Below are 13,505 nucleotides of genomic sequence, written 5' to 3'. Positions count from 1 at the left end.
TGGACCAATAGTCCGACTAATTTATTATTAAATGAATTCGGGAGGTGGGGAAATTAAATTAAGGTGTGGTTTAGGATAGGTTTTGAAGTGGTAACCTAAATACTTATTAATACTAGAGGCTTCATAAAAGGCATCTTCTGTGTCTTCTAATACAAAAGTCAAGTTTACATTTTTGTGCTCTTCCTCTTCTTCTGACAAACTATAAAACACAGATACATCCACAGTATCATCCATAGCAATAATTATAGATGGAGCTGTTATAAGCGCCAAAAATAAAATTGTAAAGAAGATGGAAACTATCTTTTTATGCATATTTGTCTAAATAAGAAAGGCAAATATATAACTAAAGTACGATTTTAGTGTTAAGGAATAATTAAAAATTATTTAACAGCTTTATGTCGTTGGATAATATCCAACCTGTTTTACCGTCTGCTAATTTAATTTTTTTCCAATCATTAATAGTATCTAATACTTGTACTTTAGTACCTTCATGTAACACAAAAGCGTCAGTCCCTACGCTATTTGGCTCAGTTTTTACCTCGCTTTTTTGAGCAAATACTATTGCTGGATTATCTTTTTTGTCTAGTGTCTGTTTTTGAAACGCTAAACCTAAACTTATTAAAGATAAAAATAAAAATACGACACTAGAGCTAAAAGCTGCTCTTTTACGAGTCGTACTATCTGTAAAATAGTATACCAAAAATAACGCTACAAATGCTAAAATAAAGCCTATAGCTATTTTAGCCCAATCATCAAAAGCAAAGGCATTGGTTAACTTATTAAAAAATCTAGACATACCTAATTGCGGAACCTCTTGTATGGCATCCACAGTCATATTTTTAGCATATGCGATGTTATTAAGTATCTCAGTGTCGTTGGGTTTTAACTGCAAAGCTTTTTCATAATAATAAATGCTAGGTGCTATATTATTTAATTTATAGTGTGCATTAGCTAGATTGTAATACAACTCTGCAGAGTGCTGTTTGGAGTCTAATATTGCTTGGTACTTTGTAATAGCATCTTCAAATTTACCCTCTGTATATAACGCATTGGCTTGCTCAAAAACGGATTGGTTTTGAGCCACCAAGTTTCCTATGAAAAAAAATAATATGTAAAGTAAATGTTTCATGTAATCCGCTTTCTGCCTTAATATATTTTACCTAAAAATGAGTCAAATCTAGCTTTCAGTATGTATTAACGCTACTTAATCTGTTTGTCTATTAAATTGATTGTAGTTGCTGCTTTATCGTAATCTTGCTGCATTGTAACGTTAGTAATTGGCGTATACCTTGCTAATTCGCAATTTTCTAAAATCGCTTCAAAAGCTACAATCACCTGACTATCTACTTGTCTATCGGATAATAATTTTGCAATCTTTTCTTTGCTTAAATCTGAGGTTTCAATATTAAGTCTACCTTTGAGATAATTGTGCAAAGCTTTTTCTAGCGCAACATAAAAAGCTTCTTTTTGACCTAGTGCTTTTTTAGCTTCAGTTAAATACTTTTTAGCCAACTTATCTGCTTTACGTTTTTTGTTTCCTGTTACATCTGCCGATCGCTCTTCTCGTTTTCTTCTGTAAAATAAGGCCAATGGAATTGCTAATAAAGGTCCTAAAAGACTAGTCCAAAATATAGTCGAGTTTAAAAAATTATCGGTTTGTATTGCTGTAAAACTTGAATCTGCTTTTATAAAAGCGAATTGATTTTCATTTAAAACGACAGGTTGTTTACCATTACTGGTCACAGGTAATTTGTTATCCGCTTCTGCGTAAACTGGTCCTTCTAATACATTTATTACTATTTCGTCAGAGCTAATTTGCTTATATGTTTCGGTTTTTAAGTCGAAATAAGAAAAACTAACTGGAGGAATCGGAAACTTACCTTTATATTGAGGCACAACCGTATATAGGTCTGAAATATTACCTTGCATACCTGCCATGTTGGTCCTAACATTTTCTTGGTGTTCCGGCTCATAAACCTCTAAGGTACTTGGCGTTGTTAACTTTGGCAACTCAAATAATTTTAAATTTCCTTGACCAGAAACCTCAATTTTAGCCTGTAGAGATTCTGTTGCATTAAGACTATTTTTTGTTGTTGTCAAACTAAATACAAAATCACCAACTGCTCCTGTAAAATTATCTGGTTTACCCTCTTCTGGCAAAGCTTTTACATTAATTGTTCTAACGCTTGCAGTAATTGTTCTGTGTGCTTGTGTTTTTATACGATTACCAAAAATGTCTCGTCTATTGGTTGGCACGTCTATAGTAAGATCCAAACTTAATGGCTCTAAGACTAATTTCCCGGTTTTTTGAGGGTATAAAACGGTTTTACGTAGTGTTACAAATCTATAATCTTCACCTTTATAAGTTCCGTTTTGAGCTTTTATTCTCTGATCATCCATGCTCTGGCTCCAAAAACCATTATAAACTGGACTTTCTATTTCTCTGTAATTACTAATTCCAACGGTTGGCGAAACGTATAACTTATAAACAACACTTATGGGCTGGTTTAGATAAGGATTAGTATTAGATACTTCCGCAACTAAATGGATATGTTCTTGTAATAAATAATCTGGATCGTTTGGATCTTCAGGCTTCTCAATAGCTTTTGTAACTGTAATACTTATTGGTGATGTCTTATACTCTTGACCATCAATCTCGATTTTAGCTTGATTAATAGAAAACGTACCCATTTGTTTAGGCGCTAAAAAGTAACTGTAAATTTTAGTAAAACGTCTTGTTTTACCATTCCAAGAGTTGCTAACCGATTGATTTGGTCCACCAACTACAATAAAATCTGAAAAACTAGGTGGCACAAAGTTGTCACCATCTTTATTCATTTGAAAATCAACACGCAAACGCTCATTTAAGCCTAATCTTTTTTTACTAACTTTTGCTTGAAACTGAACCGCATCTTCATCTTGTGCAAAAGTAAAACTTGTTGTACAGGCTAATAAAAGGATACATATGTGTTTCAGTAATTTCATCTAATTAATACAATATAAAATGTTAGTTACCAATCTTTATCTGTTTGTTGTTTTACGCCTTTAACCTTTTCTGCATTTATTTTTTCCTGTACTTTTTGCTCTTGGTTATTCATGGCTTCTAGCAAGTTTTTTATTTGCTGTGGTGACATTTGACCTGGTTGTGGTTGATTTTGTTCGCTTTTTTGGTCACCTTCTTTGGGATCGTTTTGTTGATCATCTTTAGGATTACCATCTTCATCCTTATCTTGATCACCTTCCTTTTTGTCTTGCTCTCCTTGATCCTCTTTATTTTTATCTTCTTGCTCTTTCTCGTTATTTTCTTTTTGATCTTCGTCTTTATTTTGATCTTTATCTTTATCGTTTTCTCCGTCTTTATCGTCTTCCTGAGGCTTGTCGTCCTCTTGCTGTTTTGCACACTCCTTTGCTAACGCAAAATTATAGCGCGTTTCATCATCTGACGGATTGTTTCTTAAAGCGCTTTTGTAAGCTTCAACCGCTTCTTTGCACTTTTTTTCTTCCATTAGTATGTTTCCTATATTATGGAAGGCTTTATGTTTTTCTTCTTTAGACGTGGCATTTTTAGCTGCTTGCTGATGTCTGTATAATGACTCTTCAAAGTCTCCTTTTTTAAAATACTGAGTCCCTAAATTATAGGCACCTGCTGCTTGCTTTGGCTGTAAAGATAGTGCTTTACGGTATTCCATTTCGGCTTCAATAAAATCGTCATTATTTGCTAAAGCATTAGCTTGAGCAGTATAACCTTGAGCTTCTAACTTTTGTTTAATTATAGCTTTATCTTCCGTATTATCTTGAGCTAAGATTGATAAGGATACCAATAAAAATATGTATGTTAAAAAGTGTTTCATTTAATTTAAATAACTCGCAAATATACTAAAGGCTTGCAATTGTTGATGTTAAGGGTTTTATAAATTCTCGTTAAATAGATTTAATTTTTTCAGCCAAGCTGTTTTTCTTTCTAACAAGAAAATATCTATAAAAAGTAGTAAGATAGCTAAACCTAAAAACCATTGAAATCTACTTTCAAAATTAGCGACTTGCTTAGCTTCAAATTCTGTTTTATCCATTTTATTTAAAATGTCCGTCATTTGATTTACAACTTTGTCTGTTATCGCACCATTTATGTAAGTACCATTTGCCTGATTAGCTATGTTTTTTAAAGTGTCCTCGTCTAGTTTAGTAATAACGGTTTCGCCTTGCTTATCTTTTTTATAGTTAAGTAGGACTCCGTTACGTCTTAAAGGTATTGGTCCTCCATTAACGTCTCCAACACCAATTGTGAATATCTTTATGCCTTCTTTACTTGCTTCTTCTGCAACTTGCACTGCAGCTTCACTATGGTCTTCTCCATCAGACAAAATTACTAAAACACGATTTGTCTGTTGGTCATCGTCATAATAGGTTTTTGCAAGGTTAATTGCCTCATTAATTGCAGTACCTTGAGAGGATAGCATATCTGTATTTAGATTTTGCAAAAACATTTTTGCTGCAGAATAGTCTGTTGTTATTGGTAATTGCGGAAATGCTTTTCCTGCGTAAGCGATAATACCTACACGATCGCTACCTAGTTTATCAATAATTTTAGAGACTAATTGTTGTGATTTTTCTAATCTGTTTGGCTTAATGTCTTCTGCCAACATACTTTTAGAAACATCTACCGCAAACACAATATCTACACCTTCTCGTTTTACAGTCTCTAGACTTGTACCAACTTTAGGGTTTACTAAAGCTAAGGTTAAACTAGCAAAAGCCAAGCATAAAACCACTAATTTTAATACCGATTTAAATATTGATTTATTAGGACTAAGTCGTTTTAAAAGCGTTGCGTTTGCAAATCTTTTTTGTGTTTGCTTTTTCCATAATAGTAGCAATAAAAAGAAGAGCACTAATACTGGAATTACCAGTAGTGTCCAAAACCATATTTTTTCTTCTAATTGAAACATTTATTTTTTATTTTAAGCTAACCAACATTACTATTTATGCCAACTATCTTTTTATTTTAAACTTTTTACAATTGCTTTATACTGATAATTTATACAAAGCTTCTAAATAGTGTTATTCTGATTAAAAACTCAATTAACAATAACAGTCCTGCAATCCAAACAAAGGGTCTAAAATGCTCTTGGTAAGTTGTAAATTTAATTTCATCAATTTCTGTTTTTTCAAGCTTATTAATTTCAGTATAGATTTGCTCTAATTTTTGATTATTAGTAGCTCTAAAATATTGTCCTCCAGTAACTTTAGCAATATCTTTTAGTAAATCTTCATCAATTTCTACTTGGACTCTATCATACTGAAACCTACCATTTGACAATGCAGACACTGGTGACAGAGCCATACCATTAGTACCAAGACCAATAGTATATACTTTTATATTAAACTCTACAGCCAGCTCACTAGCAATTTTTGGATTTAACACACCAGAATTATTGACTCCATCTGTTAATAGTATAATGACTTTACTTTTAGCTTTACTATCTTTTAATCTGTTAACAGCTGTTGCTAATCCCATTCCAATTGCTGTACCACCTTCTATGATGGTATTGTATTTAATATCCTCAAGTGAATTTAAAACTATTGACTTATCACTAGTAATTGGTGTTTTTGTGTAACTTTCTCCTGCATATTCCACCAAACCAATTCTATCATTTGGCCTTCCTTTTATAAATTTCGAAGCCACATTTTTTAGCGCTTCTAACCTGTTAGGTTTTAAATCTTTTGCTAACATACTTGCAGATACGTCAATTGCCATAACAATATCTATACCTCTAGTTGTTTTGGTTTTTGTGTTAGTCTCTGATGTGCGTGGTCTTGCTAATGCAACTATTAAAACACCTAAAGCCAAAAGGCGCAAAGCAAATAGTAAATGTTTTAATTTTGGCAGCCAAGAATTAGTAATTTTAAACCCTTTAAGGCTAGATATTTTTAGTTGTGCGTTTTGCTGTTTGTGCTTAAAAACATACCAAACTATTGCTAATGGTAATGCCAGTAACAGCCAGAAAAATTCTTTATTTAAAAATGTAATTCCGTCTAACATTAGTCTTCTTTTTGATTAAGTTCTATAGACGCTAAAACACGCTCTACAACTTGGTCTAAATAAATATCATCCTTCAAATATGTAATTAATATTTGCTGAGTTACATCTTTATTTGCAAAACTTAAAATTACAAATTGTCCATTTACATAATCCTCTTTATCGTCATCTATTGGATAATCAAATGTTCCGGATGTTTTAACTCCTTCTGCTCCATTTGGAGTTTTAAACTTGTCTTTGTTAGAAATTATGTTTCTTCCACCATCTGCTTCAATAGCTTTTAAATTATCTTCAATAGCTTTTAATACATTAGTTTCTGGAGAAGGTGCATCTTCTTGATCTTGTGTGCTTTTAACTACTGTAGATGTGATATCTACCGTAAACTTATCTTCTAGTTCATATTTAAAACTAGAGATTTTTATTTTATCGATTAAATCGTCTGGTATTACTACTTCATCACGCTTTAAAACTTCTGGAGTAGATATAGTTATTGGCGGAAAACCGTAATCACTGTCAACCCAACCACCTTCTAATAATTGTTTTGTGTCCTTTTGAAAAATAGTGTCTACGACATAATTAAAACCATACCTGTAACTAAATGCTGCAAATGTTAGTCCCAACATAAAAATAATGGCAGCGATAGTCACCCATATTTTTTGACGAAACTCCTTTTTTTCTTGTTGTTTTTTATATTCTAAATCTAAAAGTTTTTCTTCTTCTGAAGCTTCTGGTAACGCTTCTTTTACATAATCAATTTCTTGATCAATTACTGTTCTATCAATTTTTGCTAACTCTACATCTGGAGCAGACTTTGCAAACTTTACTAAATCGGCACGTTTTAAAACCGATTCGATTTTTTTAATATGGTCTTTTGTTAATTCAATTTGATTACCATCACTTAATACTTCTAAACGTGTAATTAGTTCGTCTGTGGTGCTTTCTAAAGCTCTGTCGTAAACTTTTTCGTCTAAATATTTACGGATTGCTAAGGTTAACTCTGAGTAATACTCTTTGTATTTATCATAAGCCAGGTAATTGCTCTCGTCTAATTTTTGTAAAGCTAATTTTGCTCTATCATAAGGTGGTAGTAAAGCTATTTGCTCCTCTTCTGTTAAAGGTTTTTTACGCCATACAAACCAGTAAATTAAAAATCCAATTAGACTTACTATTACTAGTGCTAATAAAACATACTTCCACCAATCACTAGCTGGTTTTTCAACCGCTATCATAGGTTTGATGTCGAATAATTTTTGTTTTGTTGTGTCTACAACTATGTTGTTAACTGTAACTAATAACGAGTCTGTTATATATTGCTTACCTGCAATAATTATTTTTTGTTTAGGAATAACGTATTGACCAGAATCAAACTGGGTTAATCCATATTTTTTAATCAGCTTATATTTAGCTTGTTGCTTTGTTGTATCTGTTTTATAGGCCTCAATCATTTCTAAAGGCATAAAAGTTTGACCAACCGGAAACACTACGCTATTTAAAGTATCAGTTTCTACCTCAATCTTATAAGTAATTTGTTGGCCAATTTTAATGGAAGTAGAATCAATTGTAGCTTTAACTTGTGAAAAAGAAATGAATGGTAAAAGCAAAAAGGTAAAAGCAACAAGACCTATGCTTATAGTCTTAATTGTACCCAACCTATTATAATTTATTTTTGTGCTCACTGTTAAGTTTTTACTTTACTCTAATTAATTATCCTCTAGTTTTAAAATAACCTAATAGTTTTTTTACATAACTCTCATCTGTTCTGCAAGCTAAACTACCTGCTCCAGATTTAGCAAAACTATCTTTATAATAGACTACTTTCTGGTTATAAAACTTAGCGTAATTATGTCTTACTGATTTTGATCCTGTATTTACTAACATTAATTCGCCAGTTTCTTCATCTTCCATCTGCACCATTCCTAAATTAGGAATACTAGCCTCGTGTTTATCAAAAACCCTAATCCCTGTAATATCATGCTTTCCTGCAGCTATTTTAAGGGTTTGTTGGTAATCGTCAGCAATAAAATCACTCATTACAAACACAATCGCCTTCTTTTTCATCACGCTACGTAAAAACTTTAAAGCTTCAACAATATTGGTTTGTTTGCTTTTAGGCTCAAATTCTATTAAGTCTCTTATGATTCGTAAAACGTGAGAACGTCCTTTTTTGGGTGGTATATATAATTCGACTTGATCGGAAAATAAAATCAATCCAATTTTATCGTTATTTTGCGTTGCAGAAAAGGCTAATGTTGCAGCAATTTCGGTAACAATTTCACTTTTAAATTGGTTTTCTGTACCAAATAATTCTGATCCAGAGACATCAACCATTAACATCATGGTCAATTCTCTTTCTTCTTCAAAAACTTTAATATGTGGTTGATTGGTACGTGCAGTAACATTCCAATCTATGTTTCTAACATCATCACCATATTGGTATTGTCTTACTTCAGAAAAAGTCATACCTCGACCCTTAAAGGTTGAGTGGTACTCTCCACCAAATATATGATCAGACAAACGACGTGTCTTAATCTCTATTTTTCGTACTTTTTTTAGTAATTCTTTAGTATCCATTTTTTAAGTATGCAGTATGCAGTCTTGAGTTTACAATTAAAAAAAATTAGTAATAACTCAATTATGGAACTTCAATTTCGTTAACTATTTTATTAATAATATCTACAGATGTTACATTTTCGGCTTCAGCCTCATAGGTAATTCCAACTCTGTGACGCAACACATCATGCACTACAGCACGCACATCTTCTGGTATTACATAACCACGACGCTTTATAAATGCATAACATTTTGCTGCTGTTGCTAAATTAATACTTCCACGTGGTGAAGCACCAAAGCTAATTAACGGTTTTAAATCTGCTAGTTTATAGTTTTCTGGATAACGTGTCGCAAAAATAATATCTAAGATATATTTTTCAATTTTCTCATCCATGTAGACTTCTCTAACTGCTTCCTGCGCTTTTAATATTTGCGCTACAGATACGACAGGATTTACCTTGTCCCAATTACCTTTTAAATTAGCACGCATAATTAGTTGCTCTTCGGCTTGTTTAGGATAATCTATAACCGTTTTTAGCATAAAACGATCCACCTGTGCTTCTGGCAAAGTATACGTCCCTTCTTGTTCTACTGGGTTTTGAGTTGCCATTACTAAAAATGGCTTATCTAATTTAAAGGTTTCGTCTCCAATGGTCACTTGCTTTTCTTGCATGGCTTCTAACAAAGCAGATTGTACTTTTGCAGGTGCTCTGTTAATCTCATCCGCTAACACAAAATTAGCAAAGATTGGCCCTTTCTTGATAGAGAAATCATTCTCTTTCATATTAAAAATTAAGGTACCAACAACATCGGACGGTAATAAATCTGGTGTAAATTGTATACGACTAAAACTAGCATCAATAGCCTGAGATAATGTATTAATAGCTAATGTTTTTGCTAAACCAGGTACACCTTCTAACAAAATGTGTCCTTGTCCTAATAGTCCAATTAATAATCGCTCGACCATGTGTTTTTGTCCAACGATAACTTTATTCATTTCAAGCATTAGTAAATCTACAAATGCACTTTCCTTTTCAATTTTCTCGTTAATCGATTTAATATCAATTGTACTTGTTTGTTCCATTATGTAATATTTTTAAAGGCAATGAACTATCTATTCTAATTCAAGTGGTGCAAATTGTTAATTTTTTTATTGCAATCGTGTTAATAATTGGTTAAAAATAGGGTGTTTATTAGACTTTTAAGAGTAATTTATGTTTTACTTTTATTGAAGATTTTAAACTATGACAAAAAATAAGTACTCTAAAGTAATTGCTGGAACCATGACTTGGGGAAAATGGGGAAAACAATTAAGTAAAACTGAATACATCAAATTAATGCACCATTGTATTAATAATCAGATTACTACATTTGACCATGCAGATATTTATGGCGATTATACAACAGAAGCTGAGTTTGGTAACGCTTTCGCGGAAAGCAATATAGACCGAGACCAGATACAATTAATTTCTAAATGTGGAATAGAGTATATTGGCAATGCACGTCCGCAATTAAAAGTTAAACATTATAATTATAGCAAGGATTATATAATTTGGTCTGCAGAGCAATCCCTAAAAAACTTAAAAACGGACTATTTAGATTTATTATTACTGCACAGACCTAGTCCTTTATTACAAGTTGACGAAGTAGCTGAAGCTATTACAACACTAAAACAACAAGGTAAAATAAAAGAATTTGGAGTCTCTAATTTTACACCTTCTCAAACCAATTTATTATCTCAAAAAATTGATGTTTCTGTAAATCAAATCGAATTTTCTCTGACTCATCATACAGCAATGCATGATGGCACATTGGATGACATGCTACTAAACAATATCAAACCTATGTGTTGGTCCCCTTTAGGTATAACTTTTAAGGAAGACACAGAACAAACAAGAAGAATACATAAACAATTAGCAGTATTATCGCAAAAATACAATACTACTGAAGATCAATTACTTTTATCTTGGATATTAAAACATCCTGCCAACATCACACCTGTAGTTGGCACCACAAATAGCAACAGATTATCTGGCGCAATTGCAGCAACAAAAATAAATTTAGAATTAGAAGATTGGTTTTTAATTTTGGTAGCCAGTCAAGGACATAAAGTACCTTAAAAACAAGATCAAAAACTAAAAACAAATAATTGCTTAAACAAGACATAATTAAATGAATAAAACAGCATTAATAACAGGAGCAACTAGCGGAATAGGTCGTGCAACAGCTCATGAATTTGCAAAACAAGGTATTAACTTAATTCTTTGTGGACGTCGTCAAGAAAGATTAGACACCATTAAAAAAGCTTTAGAAAAACAAACTAATGTCTACACGTTAAATTTTGACGTTAGAGACAAAAAAGAAGTATTTAAGGCAATTAATAGTTTACCAGAAACATTTAAACATATTGACATATTAGTTAATAATGCAGGAAATGCACATGGATTAGACCCAATACAAGATGGCGATTTAGACGATTGGGATGCTATGATGGACATTAATGTAAAAGGGTTGTTATACGTTAGCAAAGCCATTATACCACAAATGACTGCTCGCCAATCTGGACACATTATTAACATAGGCTCTTCTGCAGGAAAAGAAGTCTACCCTAAAGGCAATGTGTATTGTGCAAGTAAACATGCTGTTGTTGCACTTACAGAAGGGATGCGTATTGACCTTAATCCTTTTGGCATTAAAGTCACAGCCATAAATCCTGGTTTGGTAGAGACAGAATTTTCTCAGGTTAGATTTAAAGGAGACGCCAAAGCAGATAATGTATACAAAGGCTACAAAGCGCTACAGCCAGAAGACTTAGCAGAGGTTATTTATTTTGCAGTATCACGTCCAGCACATGTTAACATTGCTGATGTTTTAATGTTTTGTACAGCTCAAGCAACCTCAATTATTGTAAAAAAAGAGTAATCCATGATTAATAAACGCTTACTTATTAAAAACTTACTTGCACATAACGATGAGAATAGTTTTTATGATAAAAAGCGAAAAATTGATATTAATCAAAAAGAAGGTAAAGCTAAATTTTTAAAACATGTTTGCGCTTTATCCAATTCTAACCCAAAAAACAACTCGTACATAGTTATAGGCGTAGAGGATGAAGATAACACAATAATTGGCGTTGATTTTTTTGACGATTCTAAAATCCAAAACTTAATCAACGCTTATTTATCAAATCCACCAATTGTACAATACGAGAACATTCCTTTTCCACACTTACCAGACCACAAAGTCGTTGGATTAGTTACTATACGTGCCAATAATGGTTTGACATCACTTAGAAAAAACATTTGGAAATATTACGGTGGATCAGTCTTTTTTAGAGATGGCAGCATTAGTATGCCTAAAGTATTTAACAGCGAAATACTAGATGTAAACTCTAAGATTGTAGAAGCTATAGAAAATCACGCACAAAACAACATCCAATATACTTTAGATGGAGTTTTTGATTTTATGAAAAAACGCCAAGACTACAACCCTAATTATATTGTTTTTAAAGAATATTTTGTACTGTGTTGGTCAGGCGAAAAAAAGCAAGTTAAAGATGAAACGTTTTACTCTAGAGTAGACATTGAGCTTATTAATGAGCAAGTCCGTTTATTTTTTTCAACTTTAGATGAAGTTGCAATTACTTTTAATGAAGATTCTTTTACGATTATTGAATACTTAAAACTAGGACTTCAAAATTCTTATAAATATTATCCTTTAGAAAAAACTGTTATTAATTTTAATGATAATGTTAGTTATAACATAGAGTCTACCTTAGTATTTAATCCTCCACAATTTGACAAAAAGGTATTACACCACATATATAATAGTAATAATGTGATTTTAGAAAAACTAAAAAAAGGACAAATTTTAAATAATAACGAAATAAAAGATCTAAACAACCTACCTGATACGTATCTTATTTGTTATCTGAATTTATTTCATGAAGCTTTGGACAAATTAAATGAGGCAAAACCATATTTAAAACCGCTTCCAGAAATATACAGAAAGTACAAAGACGTCTTGCGTATTTTACGCAAAGTAAAATACAATTAAGATTAAAGTTATTGTTTAAAGTAAACTTAAACAACAACTATAAATAGTTAATTAATGCAGCTATTATGCAATAGCAAACCCATTAATTAACACAAAAACCTTGATTCTCCCGACAAAGTTTCGGCATTGAATAAGGTTTTAAATTACTTTAAAAGCCAATATTTACAATTGTAAATATTGGCTTTTTTGATTTGTTAAAACAATTATTATTTTCCTCCATCTAATTGGTCTTGCCAATCTTTTAACTCTTGCCACAATCCCTTTGCAGCCAAATCTGCTTGTTTAGGCCAAGTGCCTGGTTTGTGTATTTCAAATCGTTTACCTCCACTTTTAAGTACCTCTTGACATTTTTGGACTGTACAACCTGCTAAAGCATTCCAGGTAGTAATGTTATGACTATGGAATAACTCTTTAATTTTTGGTCCTATACCTTCAACCACAGTTAAATCGTCTTGTTTTATTTTTTTACCCAATGCTGTTTTAGCTGCTGTTGCATCAAAAGCAATAGCAGATGAATCGGTTACCTTAGGAGTTATAGGAGCAGCACTAGCTACAACATCTTTTTTAATTGCTGAAGTTGATGATGGTGTTACATTTGAAGTAAATGAAGTTGCGGTATTACCAGCTCCAGACGATCGTGACACGCCATCTTTACTTGCTTTACAGGCAGCTAAATCGGTTTCTAACTTGCTAATTCTATTTTTATAAACATTTAAATCTATGTTATTGCTATTATCCTGATTGCTACCTCCAAATAAACGACCTAATAAATAGCCTAATATTGCACATATTGCTCCTACTAATAATGGGATTAACCAGCATGGAATACTTATAGTTAATAATACATTCATAATTTTTATTT

13 protein-coding genes are annotated in these 13,505 nt (G+C 32.1%); 3 read left to right on the top strand and 10 right to left on the bottom strand.

Annotation, left to right across the window (positions count from 1 at the left end; genetic code table 11):
- Positions 1-27: 27 nt before the first annotated feature.
- The 9 genes from V6251_RS04370 to V6251_RS04330 form a co-directional block, all read right to left on the bottom strand.
- A complete protein-coding gene (locus V6251_RS04370; protein WP_341587185.1) occupies positions 28-312 on the bottom strand; it encodes a hypothetical protein in 285 nt (94 codons plus the stop codon).
- Between the two features lie 61 nt (positions 313-373).
- Positions 374-1,129, bottom strand: a complete 756-nt coding sequence (locus tag V6251_RS04365; protein WP_341587184.1) for an SH3 domain-containing protein — start codon at positions 1,127-1,129, stop codon at positions 374-376.
- A 71-nt stretch (positions 1,130-1,200) separates the two neighbouring features.
- Positions 1,201-2,985 carry a BatD family protein gene (locus V6251_RS04360; protein WP_341587183.1) on the bottom strand — a complete coding sequence of 595 codons (1,785 nt, stop codon included), beginning with the start codon at positions 2,983-2,985 and terminating at the stop codon, positions 1,201-1,203.
- Positions 2,986-3,011: 26 nt separating this feature from the next.
- Entirely contained in the window at positions 3,012-3,851 is an 840-nt protein-coding gene (locus V6251_RS04355) for an aerotolerance regulator BatC (protein WP_341587182.1), read from the bottom strand.
- Positions 3,852-3,908: 57 nt separating this feature from the next.
- Positions 3,909-4,946: a VWA domain-containing protein gene (locus V6251_RS04350; protein ID WP_292943026.1), complete on the bottom strand. Its 1,038-nt coding sequence runs from the start codon at positions 4,944-4,946 to the stop codon at positions 3,909-3,911.
- 89 nt (positions 4,947-5,035) lie between these two features.
- The gene (locus tag V6251_RS04345; RefSeq protein WP_341587181.1) at positions 5,036-6,040 is read right to left on the bottom strand and encodes a vWA domain-containing protein; all 1,005 of its coding nucleotides are present in this window, start codon (positions 6,038-6,040) and stop codon (positions 5,036-5,038) included.
- Positions 6,040-7,713 (bottom strand): hypothetical protein, encoded by a 1,674-nt coding sequence (locus tag V6251_RS04340; RefSeq protein ID WP_341587180.1) that lies wholly within the window; start codon positions 7,711-7,713, stop codon positions 6,040-6,042. Before V6251_RS04340 ends, V6251_RS04345 begins: the two co-directional genes overlap by 1 nt.
- A gap of 28 nt (positions 7,714-7,741) precedes the next feature.
- A complete protein-coding gene (locus tag V6251_RS04335) occupies positions 7,742-8,608 on the bottom strand; it encodes a DUF58 domain-containing protein (protein ID WP_341587179.1) in 867 nt (288 codons plus the stop codon).
- Between the two features lie 61 nt (positions 8,609-8,669).
- Positions 8,670-9,671, bottom strand: coding sequence for an AAA family ATPase (locus V6251_RS04330; protein ID WP_028283944.1), 1,002 nt, complete (start codon positions 9,669-9,671; stop codon positions 8,670-8,672).
- A gap of 160 nt (positions 9,672-9,831) precedes the next feature.
- On the opposite strand from V6251_RS04330, the gene V6251_RS04325 reads away from it, so the two are divergent.
- Genes V6251_RS04325 through V6251_RS04315 form a run of 3 tightly spaced genes read left to right on the top strand, consistent with a single transcriptional unit; the run spans position 9,832 to position 12,643 of the window.
- On the top strand, positions 9,832-10,707 hold the full coding sequence (locus tag V6251_RS04325; RefSeq protein WP_341587178.1) for an aldo/keto reductase: 876 nt from the start codon (positions 9,832-9,834) through the stop codon (positions 10,705-10,707).
- 52 nt (positions 10,708-10,759) lie between these two features.
- Positions 10,760-11,509, top strand: a complete 750-nt coding sequence (locus V6251_RS04320; protein ID WP_341587177.1) for an SDR family NAD(P)-dependent oxidoreductase — start codon at positions 10,760-10,762, stop codon at positions 11,507-11,509.
- Positions 11,510-11,512: 3 nt separating this feature from the next.
- Positions 11,513-12,643, top strand: a complete 1,131-nt coding sequence (locus V6251_RS04315) for an ATP-binding protein (protein ID WP_341587176.1) — start codon at positions 11,513-11,515, stop codon at positions 12,641-12,643.
- Positions 12,644-12,849: 206 nt separating this feature from the next.
- Here the strand turns inward: V6251_RS04315 and V6251_RS04310 are convergent, their stop codons facing one another.
- The gene (locus V6251_RS04310) at positions 12,850-13,494 is read right to left on the bottom strand and encodes a hypothetical protein (protein ID WP_341587175.1); all 645 of its coding nucleotides are present in this window, start codon (positions 13,492-13,494) and stop codon (positions 12,850-12,852) included.
- Between the last annotated feature and the right edge of the window lie 11 nt (positions 13,495-13,505).

This window comes from Olleya sp. Ti.3.14, from assembly GCF_038154885.1.
Classification (GTDB): Bacteria; Bacteroidota; Bacteroidia; order Flavobacteriales; family Flavobacteriaceae; genus Olleya.
Note: the sequence above shows the minus strand (reverse complement) of the source record. Positions and strands in the feature narration are given on the sequence as shown.